Below are 18,278 nucleotides of genomic sequence, written 5' to 3'. Positions count from 1 at the left end.
TAGCGCCTAAATTCCCGACCAGCGCCTAACCAGTACCTAAGCTGCTCGGCCGAGCAATGCTCAATGGATCCTGAACCAACGGATCCTGCGCGAACGGCTTGATTGCCCTATTGGTAGAGAGCCTGGAGTTCGGCCACCGGTTCGATCGCCAATCGATGTACCCGGTGGCCGTCTAGCACCGCATGGAAGGGAACCACCTCCACCACGCTGTTGGAATAGGCGATCGCCTCGAATCCTTCCACCCAATCGGCAGTCCAGGGTTGGTCAACGCCGATCGGTTGCCCGTGACGTTGGAGCTGGCGAATCAGGTGCGATCGAGCAATGCCCGGTAAGCAATCCCCCAGGGGCGGAGTCCACCAACGCCCATCCCGAAATCCCCAAAGATTGCCCGTGCTGGTTTCCAGCCAGCGCCCATCCTCATCAACCAAAATGGCTTCGGATGCCGGTTCGGGGCCCAAAAACTGTCGCTGGGCCGTTTGCAATGCCAGCCAACAGGGAAGATAATTGCCCGTTTTGTGAACGGCGATCGAACGGCGGTAGTGGGCTGCCTGGGCCACCCAAGCCACAATGCCCTGTGTTTGTTTTTGGGTCAAATTGGAGGGCAATTCTCGCCCCACAATCCACTCCCGCCCATCGGAAAAAAGAGTGACCCGCACCACCGGATATTCAGCCGCCAACAGGGTTGCTCCCTGTTCCACCTGTTCCCAATCCGGCTGGGGCAGTCCCAACTGACTGCGAGTGTTGTAGAGCCGATCGCGGTGGGCCAGCCATTGGGTCATGGGTCCGTGGAGATCGCGATCGTAAATGCGCAAGGTTGTGAAGGTTGTGGCCCCAAATATCAACCCCGGATCCGTGACATCCAGAGTAATGGTGCGCTGATCGAGGGGTTGACCGTGATACCACTGGGCAGGCATGAAACCAATTGCGGGTAAGCTCAAAAATACTGACGGGATCATTGCCCCGCTTGTTTACCGTAATCGTTGTGCTGAATTTTGTCCCCTTGCTGAAACCTTGATTGGGTTAACCAACCGTTTGCACCGATCGAGTTCAGTGCCAAGCCGGTTGAGCTAATCCAGTTGAGCTAATCCAGTTGAGCCGATCCGGTTGAGCTAATCAGCATGATGGCGATCGAGTTCAGAACTCAACCAAAACAGCGCCATTGCGGAGAACTAGAACTACCTCAGGTTTTCGGTTGCCAGGAGCGATCGACCGGGGGCCATTGGGAAACTACAGGAAAACGGGATCTGGGGAGATGCTTGACTGGGGCTTGATTTGGGCGCTGGGTTTTTTGGGTAGTTTTGGTCACTGTGCGGGTATGTGTGGGCCTTTGGCGGTGGCCTTTGCCCTGTCGGGAGACCCTCGATCCTTGCCGCAAGCGGGAGCCAAAACCTGGTGGCAGTTGGGCCGCTTCCATTTGTTGCTGAATTTGGGGCGAATTTTCAGCTATGCCGTGGCGGGCGGGGCGATCGGGAGTTTGGGATCTTTGCTGGTGGCGGGCGGACAACTGACGGGGATTGATAGCCCCCTGCGCCAAAGCCTGAGCGTCCTGACGGGGTTGATGTTGATTTGGTTTGGCCTTGCCCAAGTGCGACCCCAATGGTTGCCCCGCTTGCCGCTCTGGCATCCCCTGGCCCGGGGGCCCCAACGCGATCGCCTCGAAAAAACCATGCTCACCATTGCTGGCCAAACCCGTTGGTGGATGCCGTTGGCCGTGGGGCTGGTTTGGGGGCTAATTCCCTGTGGATTTTTGTATGCGGCCCAAATTAAGGCGGCGGAAACGGGCAGCGCGATCGGGGGCAGCCTGACCATGCTGGTCTTTGGGCTGGGAACCTTGCCCACCATGGTTTTAACGGGCGCTTGGGCTGGCTCCATTGGCCAAGATCGACGCAGCCAACTCTTTCGGATGGCCGGTTGGGTGACGATCGCGATCGGGCTGTTAACCCTGGGTCGCACCAGCGCCATGCAGGATCTGACGGGCTATGGTTCCTTGGTGCTGCTGAGTTTATCCCTGATCGCTCGGCCCATCAGTCGGTTGTGGGCGGCCCCCCTGCGCTATCGCCGGGTGATCGGGGTGGGCACTTGGTTGTTGGCCCTGGCCCATACGGGCCATATGCTCGATCACTCCCTGGATTGGGACTGGGGGGCGGTGGGCTTTTTGCACCCTCGCCAGCAGGTGGGGATTTGGGCCGGTGTGGGGGCGATCGGGTTGCTGACGTTGTTGGCTCTCACCAGTTTCGATCGAGCCATGCGCTGGTTAGGCTCCCACTGGCGCACCTTACACCTGGCGGCCATTCCCGCCCTGGTGGTGATCGGGATGCACATGACCCTGGCGGGCGGGCCAACCACGATCGGGGATGGGGGATCGGTTTGGCGGCGGGCAATGGGGGTTGGCTGTGGGCTAACCCTGGTTTTGTTGGCGCGGGTGCGTTGGTTTTGGCAACTGTGGGGCCTGGGTGCGCTCTATCACGGCGTGGCCGGTGCGTCTGCGTCCCTGACCGCCGCCCCATCCCAGGATTTCACTAGTTCCAGCGATCGGGTCTGATAGCCCAAGGATTGATAAAGGGCGATCGCCGCTTGGTTGCTGGCTCCCACTTGCAGCCCCAGGCGATCGCAACCGGCCTGTTTGGCCTGCTGTTCCGCTTGATGCAGCAGGGCCCGAGCCAAACCGCGCCGCCGTTCCGCCGGTTGCACATAGAGCCAAAGCAGTTGGGCCCGTCGCTGGCCGGTTTCCGGGTCGATCGCCCAGCCCAACCACAGACCCGCAACCCAAGATTGACCGTTCGATTGACCGTCACTAGCCTGAGCCGTGGCCGCTTCCACCCACCACAGTTGCCCATCGGCCGTCCAGAGTCGATCGACCAACAGGGCGATCGCCGTTGGGTCTGGACTCAGGGGCATTAGCTCTCGGTAGGTGGCCGCCAAGCCCGCCAACAATTGGGGGCGATCGGCCCGGCTCCCTCGCCGTAATCGATAGCCTGTGGGTAACTGATTGGATTGTTGCCCCATCCCAGGCTCCGGCCCTGGGTCGGATGGCTGATTCATGGCGGCATCAGTCCGCAGACTCCAACCCGCAGGCTACAAACTGGCAGAGAGATCCAAATCGGGCGCAGACCCTTGCACCAACGCAGACAGGGAAGGCGGCAACGGTGCAGAGGGCGTAGTTTGTTGAGCAATGGGGGAAGGGAAGTCGATCGCCCCGATCGGTGCGGGCGCGGCCAAATCATTGGGCAAGAAGATCCGTGCACTCACGGCGATCAATGCCACCGCGAAGATCAACACCACCAGGAAGGGAGCCACATACTGCCGGAAAAACGCCATCACCGACCTCTCTAATTTTGATAACGTTCTGTAATATTTCTTGGCACTTATTTTGACAGAAAACCCGCCCAATCCCGCATTGGGTTTCTCAGAATTTCTCGCGGAAATTTTTCGTCGGCATTTCCCGTGAACATTTCCCGCAGATATTTCTACCACCGACAATCCAAAACCAACGATCCAACCCAATTGCTATGGATGCAGCCATTCCTCGATCGCCCCTGTTAGCTTGCCAAGGCGCAACCCAAGGCGGTCGATCGCCCTTGGGGCCGATTACGGGGGCGATCGAACCCGGAGAGCGGCTGTTGATTGTGGGGGCACAGGCCCCGGAGATTTTGCGCTGGTGGGTGCGGCTGTCGGAGCCAACGGCTGGCGATGTGCTGGTTCAGGGACAGCGGGTGCAAACGCTGGATCCCGTTGCCCTGCGGCGGCGGGTGGCTTGGGTGGCTCCTCGATCGACCTTGCTGGCTCCGACGGTGGCGGCAACCCTCGCCTATCCTCTGGCATTGCTGGGCCAAGACTCCCAGGCGATCGAGGCGGCCATTCAGGAAACCTGCGATCGCTTTGGGATTCCCGCCAGTTGGTTAACCCGCCAAGCCTTTCAACTGACCGCCGCCGAGCAACATTGGGTGGCGATCGCGCGGGCTAGTTTGTTGCAACCGTTGGTGTTGCTGTTGGGCGATGGGTTTGAGGGCTTAACCAAGGAACAGAGCGATCGCCTGCAAAACCTATTGCAAAATCAAGCATTCAGCTCCCAAACCGCCGCAGTTGTTTGCACCGCCACCACAATCGCCGGCCTGAGGGCTGCCCCGATCGCCACCCGCTGTTGGGTGCTAACGCAGGGGCAACTGACGACCGATCGGCCGGCTTCCGAAATGGACTGGGCTGCCCTGGAAAAACAATTCCCCTTGGTTAATCAGGCCGGAATTAAGGCCGGCCTTCCCGATCCCGACGCTGATTGGTTTTGAAGTGGTTTGGCTGTGCTCTGCCAGTGGCCCTGCATGGCCTGTGTCGCCATCGGGCCCGTGGCATTTCAATCGGCTGGCAAGACGACACGCGGAGCCAATAGCGGCCCCGCCTCTTCTGTCGTTAGGGCCCCAACTCCCAACAACCGACCGGACTGATCCAAAACACGGGCGATCGGGTCGGTTTGCTCCTGCTTGAGGGATTCGCCGCACTGCGGTGTTGGGGGCCATTCCGCGAGGGCGATCGCTTGGCCAAAAAACCAGCGCTTCACGGCCTCTTCCGCCAAGGTCACCGTGGGCAGATGGGTTAAGCCCAAGGCTGGGTCGATCGGTTGCCACCCTTGCCCGATCGCCGCTTCCAATTGCTCCAGCGTCAGGCTGTCTTCCAAGGTGAAGCCACCGCTGGCCGTTCGTTTCAAATGGGCCAACGTGCCCCCCACGCCCAAGGCCGCGCCCAGATCTCGGGCGATCGAGCGGATATAGGTTCCGGGGCCACAGTCGATGGTTAAGTCCAACTCCGGCTCGGTTCCCGGTCGCCAAGCCTCGATCGTGATTCGATCGACCTGCACTTGTCGCTCCGGCACTTCCACGGTCTTACCTTGTCGCGCTAAATCGTAAAGCCGCTGCCCATCTACCTGAATGGCGCTGTATTGGGGGGGAATCTGTCGAATTGGGCCAATGAATTGCGATATTTGGCTGGAAATGGCTTCTAAGGTGAGGCTGGCTAAGGCCTCGGGCGATCGCGCCGTCAGCACTTCCCCTTCCAGGTCATCGGTGGTGGTGGTGATGCCAAGGCGCACCGTGGCTGCGTAGGATTTGGCTCCCGGCAGAAATTGCAACAGACGGGTGGCGGGCCCCAGGGCGATCGGCAACACCCCGATCGCGGCCGGATCCAACGTGCCCCCATGGCCCGTCCGTTTGCACCGCGTCAGCCGCCGTACTTTGGCCACGCAATCGTGGGACGTGAAGCCCGCCGGTTTGCACAAGTTCAAAAATCCACAAACCATCGCCTAATTGCACCTACAGGGGACAAACACCTGATTTTTGATTTCCAATTTTTGATTTCTAATTTCTGAATTCTTGGTTCTAATTCTTGCTCAAGCCGGATTGCTGCTAGCGTTCTGTTTGGTCAGATGTGGGCCAAGAGCAGCCGTTTCAGCCAGCCTCAGACACGCAAAGGGGTAGAGATGCAGCCCACATCTCCACCCCCTGTGATTGCAGCCTGCGCCCACCGCGATCGCCCGAAAACGACCTTGAACGCAAACCAAATTTCATGGGTTTTTGGTCTCTGAAGGAACGGCCCTAGGCCGCCATTCCCTGAATGATGTAGTCGAAGTAAGGCTCGGTGGCGGCGGCATCTTCGGTGCTCAGAAGGCCCAAAGTGGCCTCCTTGAGACAACGCACGGCTTCCACCATCCCCGGCAGCGGGACACCCAAGGAGTTGTACATTTCGCGTGCGCCCACCAGACCAATGGTTTCGATCGGTTCTTTGTCGCCCGCCAACACGCCGTAGGTCACCAGTCGCAGATACCAGCCATAGTCCCGAAGGCACTGGTTCCGCTCCCGTTGGCCATAGGCATTGCCGCCGGGAGCAATAAAGTCCGGACGACGTTGCCACAGCTTGCGGCTGGCTTCTTGCACAATCTTTTTCTCACTGTCGGCCAGCGTTTGGGCAATCCGAATACGCTGCTCGCCGGTTTTTAAAAATTCCGAGATGCTCTTAAGCTCGCCACTGCTAGGGTAGCGAAGCTCATCGTCGGCTTTCAGAATGACTTGGCTAACTACGCTCATAATATCGAGAGTATCGGAATATCGTTTCCACTCTACCAAAGTTTTTTCGCGGCAAAACCTTCGGGCGAATTGACCCCTGATTGGGGCGATCGCCCGGGGCTGGAATGGGCCGAGACCCCTTAGCAAACATGGGGTCAAACCATTGCCCAGTCGGTTTTCGTCGATCGGGAAATCGTTGGCTTGGGTTTACTTAGGGGCGATCGATTCAGAGGGCTGTTGCTGATCCCAGATCCTCCACAAAAGGCCTTGGTCGGGGGTGTCGATCGGTGGCAGCTTTGGTGAAGATTTGTAACAGATACCCCGAAGCCTGTCTCAGGTTTGGCGACAACCGCCGGGGACTGGGCCAGGAGTAGCCAAGATTCAGAAAGATTCGGATTCTGACCTGGATCAGATCTGGATCAGAATCTAGACAGGAATGGGCAAAAGGGGCAGGAGGAAATTTTGCTGGAATTGCATTGTCATACGACGTTTTCCGATGGCACGCTGACTCCGACGGAGTTGGTGGCGGCGGCGATCGAGGCGGGGGTGCGGGCCCTGGCCATTACGGATCACGATACCTGCGCTGGTTTGGATGAGGCGATCGAGGCGGCGGGCGATCGGCTCGAAATTGTGCCGGGATTGGAACTGAGCGTGGTTCACAACGGGCGATCGCTCCATATTTTGGGGTTTTATCCCGATCGCGATCGAATTCATGAACCGCTAGCCGTGCGCTTGGCCGGCCGTCGCCAGCGGGCCCAACGCATGGCGGAAAAGCTGGCGGAGTTGGGCTACCCGATCGAGCTGCCGGAATTACCAGGCAACATGGCTCCCGGCCGACCGCACATCGCCCAAGCGCTGGTGGCGGCGGGCCATGTCACGTCGGCCCAGGAAGCGTTTACCCGATTTTTAGGGGATGATCGCCCGGCCCATGTGCAGTACGACAAATTTTCGATCGTGGAGGGCATGAACCTGCTCCGATCGGCTGGGGCCGTGCCCGTTTGGGCCCATCCTTACCTGTTTCGTGGGGGCAATGTGGAAGACACCTTGCCGGAACTGGTGGCGGCGGGGCTGTTGGGCTTGGAGGTTTATCATCCCAACCACAGCCTGACGGAGCAAAAGCGCCTTTTGGAACTGTGCGATCGCTATGGATTGTTGGCCACGGGCGGCAGTGACTACCATGGCCCCGCCCCGAGTACCAGGGCTGAACGCCGCGACAGCTTAAATCAATTTCAATTGCCCCTAGCCCTGCTCGATCGCCTAAAACAGGTCAAGGCCACCTTGGCAATGGAAACTGGTTATTGATTGGGCAGCCACCCAAACCCGATCGACCCCAAAATCGCCACCCCAAAGATCAACCGATAGATCACGAAAATCCAAGTGTTTTGGGTCTGCAAAAACTTCAGCAACCAAGCGATCGCCGCATAGGACGACACCGCCGCCACCACAACGCCCACCGTTAGCGACAACCCCGCACCGGCCGGCAACCCTTCTTTCAAAACACCCACCAGTTCCACCAACCCCGCCAGGGTAATGGCGGGAATGCCCAGCAGAAAGGAGAAACGCGCCGCCGCTGCCCGATCGATGCCTGACAACAGGCCTGCCGTCAGGGTTGATCCCGATCGCGAGACCCCGGGAATCAGGGCCAGGGCCTGGGCCGCCCCTAAAATTAATCCATCGTTCAACCCCAGGGAGTTGTAGTGGCGGTGGCGGCTGCCGGTCACTTCCGCTAAGCCCAGCAGCAGGGCCATGACGATCGAGGCGATCGCGATCGCCCCCAAGCTCCGGAGCGGGGAATTGTCAAAATCGGGGATGAATTTCTTAATTGCTAAGCCGCCAGCCACAATGGGCAACGTTCCTAGACCAATGCCAAGGGCAATCCGAAACTGCCGATCGCCCCAATCCTTGCGGGAAATGGCTTGGGCCGACCCGATCGCCAGGGCCGTTAAATCTGCCCAAAAATAAGTCAGCACCGCCGCGATGCTCCCCAGTTGGATCACCGCCGTGTAGGCCACGCCCGGATCGCCCCAACCGAGCACCACGGGCACAACCTTCAGGTGGGCCGTGCTGCTGATCGGTAAAAACTCCGTCAGCCCTTGCACCAGCCCCAGGCCGATCGCCTCCAGCCAGCTCACGCCATCACTCACCGGAACCGTTGGGTCAGCCGCTTGGGCCGCAGCCCCCAAGCCCACCAGCCAAACCCCCAGCCCCATCCCGGCCCACCAGCGGTAAACCCGCTTGATTTGACTCTGCCCTTTGCTGCTCGATCGCCCTTGCTGTGAATTACCCATCGTTAAACCTGATTGGCCCCAACCATGCCTGAAAATGCTCAGCACCTTCAACCACTGTTCTGAATTTCTGCTGAATTTCTAAGGACTGATGCTAAGGACTGAATACGATGTCCTTGATTCGCAATCCGCCTTCCTTGCCATGCTACCCAACGGCGTTCCTCCGCCATCATTCCAATCGCGGCTGATATTGTGGCTGATTTTGCCGCATCTCGAAAACCAACTGCTATCGGTGATGCACCGTGGGGGCTATGGTATGTTAAGAAAACTAAAGATAAAAATTAATAAACCTAACCAAAGTCGCAGGTTTTCTCATTTTGGTTGCCTATCCCTCCTCTGCCAGCGCCATTACGCCGTTTCGTCGATCGGCTGGCCCCGGTCGTTTGATGTCCGCGAGTTTGGCGGCGGATGCCTCGGCTAGTGATTGCCCTGATGAGACAACCCTGATTCCCCCTGCCCCGCCGATCGCCACCCGATCGCCCTTGGCCTTGGGCTGGATGTTTGTGGCGGGGTTGTTCCTGGTGTCAGGCCCCGTGTTTGTGGAAGCCCCCTTGGTGCGATCGTTCCCCATCCTTTGCACCGCCCTCACCCTGCTTTGGAGCCTGTTGGGGGCCCGGTGGCTGGAGTCGCCCAAGTGGCGGGTTTGGGGCGACCTATTGGTGGGGTTTAGCTGGAGCTGGCTGGCGGGTTCGCTCTATTGGGGCTGGTTGCGTTGGGAACCCACAGTTCACCTGCCCATGGAGGCGATCGCCCTGCCCCTGGCGCTAATCTCCGTGCGATCGAGCTGGGGACGCATTGGCAGCCTGTTCTATCTCGGCTCCCTGTTGGGAACCGCCATCACCGATAGCTATTTCTATTGCGTAGATTTGATGCCCGCCTGGCGCGAGGCGATCGCCGCCGAAAGTGCCGATCTTCACACCGTTGCCCCGATCCTGCACGGAGCCTTAGCCAAAATGCACACCCCCTTTGGCCTGGGCTGGGCCGCGTTGCTGGCGGGTACGTTGCTGTTTGCTGGCCTGGGCGCGGGTTGGTGGGCCAAGCGATCCCAGGATGCTGGCTGGATGGTGTTTAGTGCGGCCCTGTTGGGCACTCTCTTTGTCGATGGCCTATTCTGGCTGAGTGCCCTGTTTGCCTAATTTGCCTAATCGGCCCCGTTGGCCCCAACCGTGGCGTAGCCCAAAATCTGCACAGGCTGTACGGAGGAGCTGTCAATGGCGGTGTATATTGTGCCGGACTAAAACAACACCTAGTCTCCAGGACTTTCACTTGTGCGCGCGTGGTTACGCTCCAGCCCTGTCCGCATTTAATTCTGAGAACCGAATCCGGCAGCCGGTACTTACCCCTTGTCGGTAGCGCTTGCTGGACGATCGGTCGCAGCCCAGACAATGATTTTGTGCTGGGCGACCCTTGGATCTCGCGCAACCATGCCATGCTCCAGTGCATGGAGGATGGCGCGTTCTATTTGATTGATCTGGGAAGTCGCAATGGTTCCTTCGTGAATGGCCGCCGGGTGAGCATTCCCGTCACCCTGCAAAGCGGCGATCGCCTGACCTTTGGCCAAACGGAACTGGATTTTTATGCGCCCGCCCACGATCGGGACTACAGCACCAGCGATAGTTTTGAATTTTCTGTGACTGCAACGCTCCATGTGCGACGGCTGATCACGATTTTGGTGGCTGACATTCGGAATTTCACGGGGCTGACCCGACAGACAGACGAAAAAGTCCTCTCGGAGGCGATCGGGACTTGGTTTCGCCAAGCGGGCAACATCATCCGTGAATCCGGCAGTTGGGTGGATAAATATATCGGCGATGCTGTGATGGCCGTGTGGATTCACGGGGAACAGGAAGTGAGTCCCCGAGAAGTGCTGCAAATTTTTGAGGCGGTCAATGCACTGCAAAAAATGACCCGCGACTTGCATTTGCACTATCCTTTGCCCTTTCCGTTGCGAATTGGCACCGGGGCCAACACGGGCTATGCCATGGTTGGCAACACCGGCAGCAATGATCGCCCTGATTACACCGCCCTGGGCGACACGGTGAACGCCGCCTTTCGGTTAGAGTCTTGCACCAAGGAATTGCAACTGGACGTGGCGATCGGGAAAACCACCTACCAGTATCTCTGTGCCTTGAATGGCTCTGCCTGCGAGATTTTTCAGGAATATCGCGTGAACCTCAAGGGCTATGACACCGAAAGCGTCACCTATGCCGCCACCTACGACAATCTCGATCGGTTTTTAACCGCCCATCATCGATCCCTGGAACTGGATTTTTAAAATTCAACTTGATTAAAATTCAAATTAAAGTCCAATCAATTGCCTCCCTTGACCCAAGTTTGGCCAAACTGGTGAATTGAGATGAAGACAAAGTCCGCGTGGAAAATCCTGGGGCCGATCGTCGGGCAATTGTTCTCGATCGAGATTCAAAACTTTGATCAATCCCATGGGCGCAAACGGTATTACTCAACACGACCCTAACCATGATTTTGGGCTTCTGTTGCTATAGTGGAATGAAATTTTGTTGGGTTTTGCATCCAAGCAATGGGACAAAGAATCGACTATTGGCAACTTTTACTGACTTGAGTCACTGATTTCTTTCAAACAGCGATCCAAAAAACAACCATAAGGAATGATCATTCCTGGAGTTTTTGATGAACGTCCTGCTGCTATATCCTCTTTTTCCGAAAAGCTTTTGGTCCTTTGAGAAAACCCTAGCCTTGCTCGATCGCAAGGCAATGCTCCCACCCTTGGGATTGGTGACGGTGGCGGCGCTTTTGCCCCAAAGTTGGAATTTTAAGTTGGTGGATTGTAATGTCCGTGACATCACCGAAGCGGAGTGGGATTGGGCTGATTTGGTGATTTTGTCGGCGATGATTGTGCAAAAAGATGATTTGCTCGATCGCATCAGAGCCGCAAAACAACGGGGCAAACGGGTTGCCGTGGGCGGCCCCTATGCCACGGCCCTGCCGCAGGAAGTGAGCGATGTGGGGGCTGATTATCTGATTTTGGATGAAGGGGAAATTACCCTGCCCCTGTTTGTGGAGGCGATCGAACGAGGCGAGCTAGCGGGCACTTTCCGCGCCAACGGGGTGAAGCCCGACGTAACCGAAACGCCCATTCCGCGCTTCGACCTGCTGGAATTTGATGCTTATGCGGAAATGTCGGTGCAATTTTCGCGGGGCTGCCCATTCCAGTGCGAATTCTGCGACATTATTGTGCTCTATGGTCGCAAGCCGCGCACCAAAACGCCTCAACAACTCTTGCGAGAATTGGACTACCTGTATGAGTTGGGATGGCGGCGCAGCATCTTCATGGTGGATGACAACTTCATTGGCAACAAACGCAATGTGAAGCTGTTCCTAAAAGAGCTGTTGCCTTGGATGGTGGAGCATCAATATCCCTTCTCCTTTGCCACGGAAGCTTCGGTGGACTTGGCTCAGGATCAAGAACTGATGGATATGATGGTGCAGTGCAATTTTGGGGCTGTGTTTTTGGGCATTGAAACGCCCGATGAGGAGAGCCTGACCCTGACCCAAAAGCATCAAAATACCCGAGATTCCTTGAGTGAGGCGGTGATCGCCATTGCCCGATCGGGCCTGCGGGTGATGGCCGGTTTTATCATCGGTTTTGATGGGGAAAAAGCCGGTGCGGGCGCAAGAATTGTGCAATTTGTGGAAAAAACGGCAATTCCCACCGCCCTGTTCAGTATGTTGCAGGCCCTGCCGGATACGGCCCTTTGGCATCGATTGGAGCGGGAAGGGCGGCTGCGCAGCAAGTCGGCCAACATCAACCAAACCACATTGATGAACTTTGTGCCCACGCGCCCCCTCGAAGACATTGCGCGGGAATACGTGGCGGCTTTCTATGAACTCTACGATCCGGAACGGTTTTTAGATCGGGTTTATCGCCACTTCCGCTTGCTGGGGGAAGCGACCTATCCCAAGAAGGGCAAGGGATCGCGCAAGCCCATTAACTGGGTGACGGTTCGGGCGTTGCTGACCATTTGTTGGCGGCAGGGGACGTTGCGGAAAACGCGCTGGCAGTTCTGGCGCAACCTTTGGAATATGTGGCGGCATAACCCCGGTGGCATCAGCAGCTATCTATCGGTTTGCGCCCAAATTGAACATTTCATGGAATATCGCGAAATTGTGCGATCGGAAATTGAAGAGCAAGTGCAGCAGTTCTTGGCGGAAGAATTGCGCCTGAAGAATAGTCAACGGGCGGAAGCGATGGTTTAAGGATCGGGAGCCTGTTGGGCCTAAGGGTGGCAGCCAAGAATGGGCGATCGCACGCCCAAAATCTATGCAACAATTAGCTCTCGACTGGCTCTCGCCCGTTTGTCTGTTTGCGAGCAATAGCGAAAAAGGTTGGTGGGGCTTCCATCAGCCCGGTCGCAGGTGGCTCGAAACTTGAGATACTGGTGATATTATTCGACTTTTTCACCAGCGAAGGCCGTTGCCCAGTCTCGTTGCCCATGGGTAACTGAGAGCGAAGCGCGATCGCGTTGGTGGTTCCGCCATGATTTGCTGTGTCTTGTAAGGAGGTACCGGTTCTCATGAAACGGTTTGTTCGCCTGGTATTTGCGATCGCCCTGGTCGCGCTCACGTGGATTGGCGCGGGCTATCCTCAGGCTGCATGGGCTGAAGCATCTTTAAACAATGCCGATGCCAAGTTGGCGACGGAATTTGGCAAAAAAATTGATTTGAACAATACCAATATCAGCAACTTCAAGGCTTACCGGGGTCTGTACCCGACGTTGGCGCAAAAGATTATTGCGAATGCGCCCTACAGTGCGCCGGAAGAAGTGCTGAAGATTGGCGGCCTGAGCGATCGGCAACAGAGCCTTTTAAAGGATTACTTGGATGCGGGCACCTTCACGGTGACGGAACAGGATCCGATCTTCAATGAAGGGGATCACCGCATTAACGATGGCGTTTACAAATAACGTTAGGTTGCCCCTGATTGGTTTCCAGGACTAATCAAAGGACTAATCAAGGGTTCCGGTCATCGCAATATTGCCACTGGAACCGAAGATAGTGATTCACCCCGCCCGATGATCGGCTTGGCCGGTTTGATTGCTCCATCGGGTTTGGGGCCCCGCACTCGGAATTCCCGTATCCGGAATCCGTGAACTAGATTATTAAAGGCGATTGCGCAGCGGTAGTTTAGCTCCCGGCGCGATCGCCTTTTGCTTAAATCTGGTTGAATCTCGTTAGGTCTCGGGCAGTGATCCGAGAAATTCAGCGTCTGTTGCGGTTTGGCGGCGGTGATCGCTGGCTGTGGCGCTTTTGCTTGGCAATTCCACGATTTTTAGCTTTTTTTAGCTTTCTGTGCCCAATGATGAGTGATCCTTTGCCGGCTGTGGAAATTGAGCGCCCAACGGTCGATCGCTTTGATGTGATCGTGGTGGGTTGTGGGGCGGCGGGGTTATATTCAGCCCTCTGTTTACCGGCTGAGCTGTCGGTGGCGGTGGTGACCAAGGCCACGGTGTCGCGATCGGCGAGTGATTGGGCCCAAGGGGGGCTGGCGGCGGTGACGGCTCCCGATGATTCGGTGGCGTTGCATGTGGCCGACACGCTGGCGGCGGGGGCGGGCCTGTGCGATCGGGTGGCGGTGGAATTTTTGGTGGCGGAAGCGCCGGCCTGCGTGGCGCAGTTGGTGGAACTGGGGGTGGCGTTCGATCGCGATCAGGGACAGTTGGCCGTCACCCTGGAGGCGGCTCACTCCCGACGGCGGGTGCTCCATGCGGCGGATGCAACGGGGCGAGCGGTGGTGAGTGCCTTGGTGGCGCGGGTGTTGGAGCGATCGAACATTACGGTGCTGTCGGAAACCCTGGCGATTGACCTGTGGCTGACCCCCGATCGACAAAGTTGCCAAGGAATTGCCTGTTTGCAGGAAGGGCAACTGCGGTGGCTGGCGGCTGGAGCCACGATCTTGGCCACGGGCGGCGGCGGCCAGGTTTTTGCCCACACCACCAATCCCAGCGTTAGCACGGGCGACGGCGTGGCCATGGCCTATCGCGCTGGGGCCGTGCTGCGCGATTTGGAATTTGTGCAGTTTCACCCCACGGCCTTGGATATTCCCGGCGCACCGCACTTTCTAATCAGTGAGGCGGTGCGGGGTGAGGGGGCCCACTTGGTGGATGACCAAGGGCGGCGATTTGCTTTTGATTTTCATGAAGCGGGAGAGTTGGCCCCGCGTGATGCGGTCAGTCGGGCCGTCTATTCCCACTTGCAACGGCATGGGGGCGATCGGGTGTGGTTGGACTTACAACCCATTCCCGAGGCGCAAATTTTGCACCGGTTTCCCAATATCTTGAAGGCCTGTCGGGATTGGGGCATCGATCCGCTGCGGGAACCAATTCCCGTGTCGCCCGCGGCCCACTATTGGATGGGGGGCATTGCGACCGATCGAGCCAATTGCACCTCCTTAGGGGGGCTATATGCCGTGGGTGAAACCGCCAGCACCGGGGTGCATGGGGCCAATCGCTTGGCCAGTAATTCCTTGTTGGAATGTATTGTGTTTGGGGCCCAGTTCCGAAACTTGACCGTGGCCCAAGGGTCGGTGCTGCCGATCGAGCGGTGCTTGTCGCTGCCGACCATCGCCTTTGAGCCATCGCCGGACTTGGCGCACTGGCGAAATTATTTGCCCAAGCTGGTTTGGAGTGCAGCGGGCATTTGTCGCAAATCATCGACCCTGATCGACGCGATCGCCCAGTTGCAAGCGGCCCAATCCACCCTGCGCAACTTGCCGATTCAACAATTGTTGACCCAATTGCAGCCGGGTGAAACCTGCCAAATTTTGGACGATCGCGCAATCTCGGCGGTACATCAGTGGGTGGAAACACGCAACTTGCTGGATGTGGCCACCTCGCTGCTGGAGAGTGCCCTGTTCCGAACGGAAAGTCGCGGCGGCCACTATCGAGTGGATCACCCCAATACGGATCCAGCTTGGGCTTGTCACACCCTGTTGCAGGGGAACAAGCGCTGGATTTCCCAATCGGGTTTGGGCGATCGCACCAGTCTCCCTTGGGTCTGATCGTTCGATCGCCTTATGGCAACTTAGCTCAGGAGTTGGGCGATCGCCTGGCGATACTCACTCTTTTGCTTCACGCCGCGAAACTCCGCTGCCTTGGCCTTGTTGTGGAAAATCATTACCGTTGGCGTTCCGGTTACCCCCGCCCCTTCGGCAATTTGCGGCTCATCCTTCACATCCACCTCCACAAAGTGGATTTGCCCCTCAAATTCATCCACCACCTTATCCAGCATCGGTTTCAGGATGTGGCAAGGGCCGCAATCGGGGGCAACGAACTTCACCACCAAGGGGCGATCGGTCTCGTGGTAGAGCTTGCGAACCGCGTAGCCGCCAAAGTGGCGTGTGGCTTGTGGATTGAAAGTTTCTTCCGTATCCGCCACGATCGGCTTGTCTTCGGTCACGGAGGCCGCCGTTGGCTCGGTGCTGTCGCGCTTCACCTCCTGGGCCAAGCCCTGAGCCGAAAGCCACCGTTCCGCCAACAGGGCCGCTGCGCAACCGGTTCCGGCCGCCGTGATCGCTTGCCGATATTCATGATCTTGCACATCACCGGCCGCAAACACCCCTTCCACGCTGGTTTCCACGCTGTGGGGACGGGTTTTGATATAGCCCACCTCGTCTAGGTCAAGCTGCCCCACAAACAAATCGGTGTTGGGTTTGTGCCCGATCGCGTAGAACAAACCACGGGCGGCGATCGTTGATTCTTCGCCGGTTTGCTGGTGCTGGACCCGTAGGCCGGTCATGCCCGTTTCGTCCCCCACCACATCGATCGCGGTGGTGTGCCAATGAACCGTGATCTTCGCATTGGCCAACACCCGGTCTTGCATGGCCTTGCTGGCCCGCATTTTGTCCGATCGCACCAACAAATGCACCCGTGAGCCATATTTCGTCAGGTACATCGCTTCTTCGGCGGCCGAGTCGCCTCCACCAATCACCACCAGCTCGGCGTTTTGGAACATGGGCATGGCTCCATCACAAATGGCGCAGGCGGAAATGCCCCGATTCCAAAATTCCGTTTCGCTGGGCAGCCCCAGCCGCTTGGCCGTGGCTCCGGTGGCGATGATGACGCTGTGGGCCCGCAATTCCCGATCGGTCGATCGCACCACAAAGGGCCGCTGGCTCAAGTCCACAAAGGTGACATCTTCCGTCACCACCTCCGTGCCCCACCGTTCCGCCTGGGCGCGCATCCGATCCATCAATTGCGGGCCCGTGATGCCCTCCGGGAAGCCGGGGAAATTTTCCACTTCCGTGGTGGTCATCAGTTGGCCACCGGGCAGACCACCGGCCTGGAAGCCCGCAAACATAAAAGGTTTCAAGTTGGCACGAGCGGCATAGATGGCAGCCGTGTAACCGGCGGGGCCGGAACCGATGATCACGACATTTTCAACGGTGTTGGGTGCAGAAGCGGCGCTGGTCATGGATGCTTTATCTAAACTCATACCGACTATGAATAAAATAGCATAGTCAGAATTCCGTTGCCATCCCAGCAATTGATTCAGCAGTTCAGGCATTCGTTCAGGTATTGATTAACCCTTGCCCCGTTGCTTCAAGGCAGGAAGGATGTCACCCTAAAATCAATGTGATGGTGTGGTGTGCGTGGTGAGTAACGTTCCTGCGTTTAATCTAACGGAGCAATTTCCGCAAATTCGCGACGAAGTGAATGCGGCGGTCTTGGAGGTTTTGGCTTCCGGTAAATACATTGGCGGCGCGGCGATCGAGTCCTTTGAGCAGGATTTTGCCCGCTATGTGGGTACGGAATTCTGTGTGGCCTGTAATTCCGGAACCGATGCTCTGTATTTGGCGTTGCGGGCCCTGGGCGTTGGCCCGGGGGATGAGGTGATTGTGCCGCCTTTCACCTTCATTGCCACCACGGAAACCGTGAGCGCAGTGGGTGCGGTTCCGGTGTTTGTGGATGTGGATGCGGAGACCTTTAACCTGGATCTGGACGCGGTGGAACGGGCGATCGGGCCGCGCACCAAAGCGATTATTCCCGTACACCTGTTTGGCCAGCCGGTGAATATGGAGCGGCTGATGACGATCGCCCGGGCCAGCAACCTGTGGGTGATTGAAGATTGTGCCCAAGCCACGGGAGCAAAGTGGGGCGATCGACGGGTGGGCAGCATTGGCCACGTGGGTTGCTTTAGTTTCTATCCCACCAAAAATTTGGGCGCTTGCGGTGATGGCGGGGCCATGACGGTGAACGATCCTCAACTGGCGGCGGATTTGCGGATGTTGCGGGAGCATGGCCAGCGCCAACGCTACTACCACGAGGCGATCGGGGTGAATAGTCGCCTCGATGCCATTCAGGCGGTGATTCTGCAAATTAAATTGCGATCGCTCGATCAGTGGAACCAACAGCGCACCGCGATCGCCCAGCGCTATCAACAGGGTCTCGCCGGTTTGCCGGGCCTGCGTTTGCCCCAGGCGATCGCTGGCGGAACCAGCGTTTGGAATCAATACACAATCCAAGTGGGTGAGGGCAGCGCCGGCCCAGAACTGCGCGATCGGTTGCGGCAAGCCCTGCAAGATCGCGGTGTGGGGACAGCGGTTTACTATCCTCTGCCGCTGCACCTACAAGCGGTCTACGCCAACTTGGGCTATCAGCCGGGATCTTTGCCCGTTTCCGAGCAATTGGGCCATTGTGTCTTGTCCTTGCCCATGTTCCCCGAGTTGACCCCAGAGCAACAGGATCGCGTCATCAACAACCTGCGAGAGGTGTTGGCCGCTGTTCCTTTGCCGACGAACTGTGTTGGGGTTTAGGGCAAGCGATTAACCAATGCATTGATTGACAAATGCATTGATTGACAAACCCATTGATTGACAAATGCATTGATTGACAAACCCATTGATTGGCCAATAAATCAAGGAATGGGTGAGTGAATAATCGATGAATTGATGAATGAAGGACTGTGA

Annotated in this window: 16 protein-coding genes; 9 read left to right on the top strand and 7 right to left on the bottom strand. The window is 57.5% G+C overall.

Translation table 11 applies throughout. The features are described from left to right. Positions 1-107: 107 nt before the first annotated feature. On the bottom strand, positions 108-914 hold the full coding sequence (locus ACZA91_RS03965; RefSeq protein WP_463184790.1) for an aminotransferase class IV: 807 nt from the start codon (positions 912-914) through the stop codon (positions 108-110). A 338-nt stretch (positions 915-1,252) separates the two neighbouring features. On the opposite strand from ACZA91_RS03965, the gene ACZA91_RS03960 reads away from it, so the two are divergent. Further along, positions 1,253-2,542: an urease accessory protein UreH domain-containing protein gene (locus tag ACZA91_RS03960; RefSeq protein WP_463184789.1), complete on the top strand. Its 1,290-nt coding sequence runs from the start codon at positions 1,253-1,255 to the stop codon at positions 2,540-2,542. Here the strand turns inward: ACZA91_RS03960 and ACZA91_RS03955 are convergent. Beyond that, entirely contained in the window at positions 2,464-3,006 is a 543-nt protein-coding gene (locus tag ACZA91_RS03955; RefSeq protein WP_463184788.1) for a GNAT family N-acetyltransferase, read from the bottom strand. The genes ACZA91_RS03960 and ACZA91_RS03955 overlap by 79 nt on opposite strands. A gap of 69 nt (positions 3,007-3,075) precedes the next feature. Then, on the bottom strand, positions 3,076-3,318 hold the full coding sequence (locus ACZA91_RS03950) for a hypothetical protein (protein ID WP_099531800.1): 243 nt from the start codon (positions 3,316-3,318) through the stop codon (positions 3,076-3,078). 191 nt (positions 3,319-3,509) lie between these two features. Here ACZA91_RS03950 and ACZA91_RS03945 point away from each other — a divergent pair, with 191 nt between their 5' ends. After that, positions 3,510-4,283, top strand: coding sequence for an ATP-binding cassette domain-containing protein (locus tag ACZA91_RS03945; RefSeq protein WP_463184786.1), 774 nt, complete (start codon positions 3,510-3,512; stop codon positions 4,281-4,283). Positions 4,284-4,348: 65 nt separating this feature from the next. Here ACZA91_RS03945 and truB read toward each other — a convergent pair whose 3' ends face one another. Beyond that, entirely contained in the window at positions 4,349-5,287 is a 939-nt protein-coding gene (truB, locus tag ACZA91_RS03940; protein ID WP_463184784.1) for a tRNA pseudouridine(55) synthase TruB, read from the bottom strand. Between the two features lie 295 nt (positions 5,288-5,582). Continuing rightward, complete coding sequence (locus ACZA91_RS03935; protein WP_099531803.1) at positions 5,583-6,071, bottom strand: allophycocyanin subunit alpha-B; 489 nt, start codon at positions 6,069-6,071, stop codon at positions 5,583-5,585. Between the two features lie 441 nt (positions 6,072-6,512). Here ACZA91_RS03935 and ACZA91_RS03930 point away from each other — a divergent pair, with 441 nt between their 5' ends. Beyond that, positions 6,513-7,352 carry a PHP domain-containing protein gene (locus ACZA91_RS03930; RefSeq protein ID WP_190534811.1) on the top strand — a complete coding sequence of 280 codons (840 nt, stop codon included), beginning with the start codon at positions 6,513-6,515 and terminating at the stop codon, positions 7,350-7,352. On the opposite strand, the gene ACZA91_RS03925 is transcribed toward ACZA91_RS03930, so the two are convergent. Beyond that, positions 7,346-8,260 (bottom strand): undecaprenyl-diphosphate phosphatase, encoded by a 915-nt coding sequence (locus ACZA91_RS03925; protein ID WP_190534883.1) that lies wholly within the window; start codon positions 8,258-8,260, stop codon positions 7,346-7,348. The two genes, ACZA91_RS03930 and ACZA91_RS03925, sit on opposite strands and share 7 nt — an antisense overlap. Positions 8,261-8,652: 392 nt before the next feature. Here ACZA91_RS03925 and ACZA91_RS03920 point away from each other — a divergent pair, with 392 nt between their 5' ends. The 5 genes from ACZA91_RS03920 to nadB all read left to right on the top strand — a co-directional run bounded on the left by ACZA91_RS03920 (position 8,653) and on the right by nadB (position 15,371). Beyond that, positions 8,653-9,471 (top strand): DUF3120 domain-containing protein, encoded by an 819-nt coding sequence (locus tag ACZA91_RS03920; RefSeq protein WP_463184783.1) that lies wholly within the window; start codon positions 8,653-8,655, stop codon positions 9,469-9,471. A gap of 140 nt (positions 9,472-9,611) precedes the next feature. Continuing rightward, on the top strand, positions 9,612-10,610 hold the full coding sequence (locus ACZA91_RS03915; RefSeq protein ID WP_099531807.1) for an adenylate/guanylate cyclase domain-containing protein: 999 nt from the start codon (positions 9,612-9,614) through the stop codon (positions 10,608-10,610). A gap of 374 nt (positions 10,611-10,984) precedes the next feature. After that, on the top strand, positions 10,985-12,571 hold the full coding sequence (locus ACZA91_RS03910; RefSeq protein WP_463184781.1) for a B12-binding domain-containing radical SAM protein: 1,587 nt from the start codon (positions 10,985-10,987) through the stop codon (positions 12,569-12,571). A gap of 317 nt (positions 12,572-12,888) precedes the next feature. After that, positions 12,889-13,278 (top strand): photosystem II complex extrinsic protein PsbU, encoded by a 390-nt coding sequence (gene psbU / locus ACZA91_RS03905; RefSeq protein WP_099531810.1) that lies wholly within the window; start codon positions 12,889-12,891, stop codon positions 13,276-13,278. A gap of 395 nt (positions 13,279-13,673) precedes the next feature. Beyond that, positions 13,674-15,371: an L-aspartate oxidase gene (nadB, locus tag ACZA91_RS03900; protein WP_463186384.1), complete on the top strand. Its 1,698-nt coding sequence runs from the start codon at positions 13,674-13,676 to the stop codon at positions 15,369-15,371. A gap of 23 nt (positions 15,372-15,394) precedes the next feature. Here nadB and trxB read toward each other — a convergent pair whose 3' ends face one another. Next, complete coding sequence (trxB, locus tag ACZA91_RS03895; protein WP_099531811.1) at positions 15,395-16,804, bottom strand: thioredoxin-disulfide reductase; 1,410 nt, start codon at positions 16,802-16,804, stop codon at positions 15,395-15,397. A 148-nt stretch (positions 16,805-16,952) separates the two neighbouring features. On the opposite strand from trxB, the gene ACZA91_RS03890 reads away from it, so the two are divergent. Beyond that, positions 16,953-18,125, top strand: coding sequence for a DegT/DnrJ/EryC1/StrS family aminotransferase (locus tag ACZA91_RS03890; RefSeq protein WP_190525747.1), 1,173 nt, complete (start codon positions 16,953-16,955; stop codon positions 18,123-18,125). Positions 18,126-18,278 lie beyond the last annotated feature (153 nt).

This window comes from Limnothrix sp. CMB-01, from assembly GCF_055193175.1.
This window is presented reverse-complemented; position numbering and strand designations above follow the sequence as displayed.

Excerpts from the sequence above, each read along its gene's own strand:
- ACZA91_RS03910 (WP_463184781.1), top strand. The coding sequence starts at position 10,985 with ATGAACGTCCTGCTGCTATATCCTCTTTTTCCGAAAAGCTTTTGGTCC.
- ACZA91_RS03965 (WP_463184790.1), bottom strand. The coding sequence starts at position 914 with ATGCCTGCCCAGTGGTATCACGGTCAACCCCTCGATCAGCGCACCATT.
- ACZA91_RS03945 (WP_463184786.1), top strand. The coding sequence starts at position 3,510 with ATGGATGCAGCCATTCCTCGATCGCCCCTGTTAGCTTGCCAAGGCGCA.
- ACZA91_RS03935 (WP_099531803.1), bottom strand. The coding sequence starts at position 6,071 with ATGAGCGTAGTTAGCCAAGTCATTCTGAAAGCCGACGATGAGCTTCGC.
- trxB (WP_099531811.1), bottom strand. The coding sequence starts at position 16,804 with ATGAGTTTAGATAAAGCATCCATGACCAGCGCCGCTTCTGCACCCAAC.
- psbU (WP_099531810.1), top strand. The coding sequence starts at position 12,889 with ATGAAACGGTTTGTTCGCCTGGTATTTGCGATCGCCCTGGTCGCGCTC.
- ACZA91_RS03925 (WP_190534883.1), bottom strand. The coding sequence starts at position 8,260 with ATGGGGCTGGGGGTTTGGCTGGTGGGCTTGGGGGCTGCGGCCCAAGCG.
- ACZA91_RS03950 (WP_099531800.1), bottom strand. The coding sequence starts at position 3,318 with ATGGCGTTTTTCCGGCAGTATGTGGCTCCCTTCCTGGTGGTGTTGATC.
- ACZA91_RS03955 (WP_463184788.1), bottom strand. The coding sequence starts at position 3,006 with ATGGGGCAACAATCCAATCAGTTACCCACAGGCTATCGATTACGGCGA.
- truB (WP_463184784.1), bottom strand. The coding sequence starts at position 5,287 with ATGGTTTGTGGATTTTTGAACTTGTGCAAACCGGCGGGCTTCACGTCC.
- ACZA91_RS03960 (WP_463184789.1), top strand. The coding sequence starts at position 1,253 with ATGCTTGACTGGGGCTTGATTTGGGCGCTGGGTTTTTTGGGTAGTTTT.
- nadB (WP_463186384.1), top strand. The coding sequence starts at position 13,674 with ATGAGTGATCCTTTGCCGGCTGTGGAAATTGAGCGCCCAACGGTCGAT.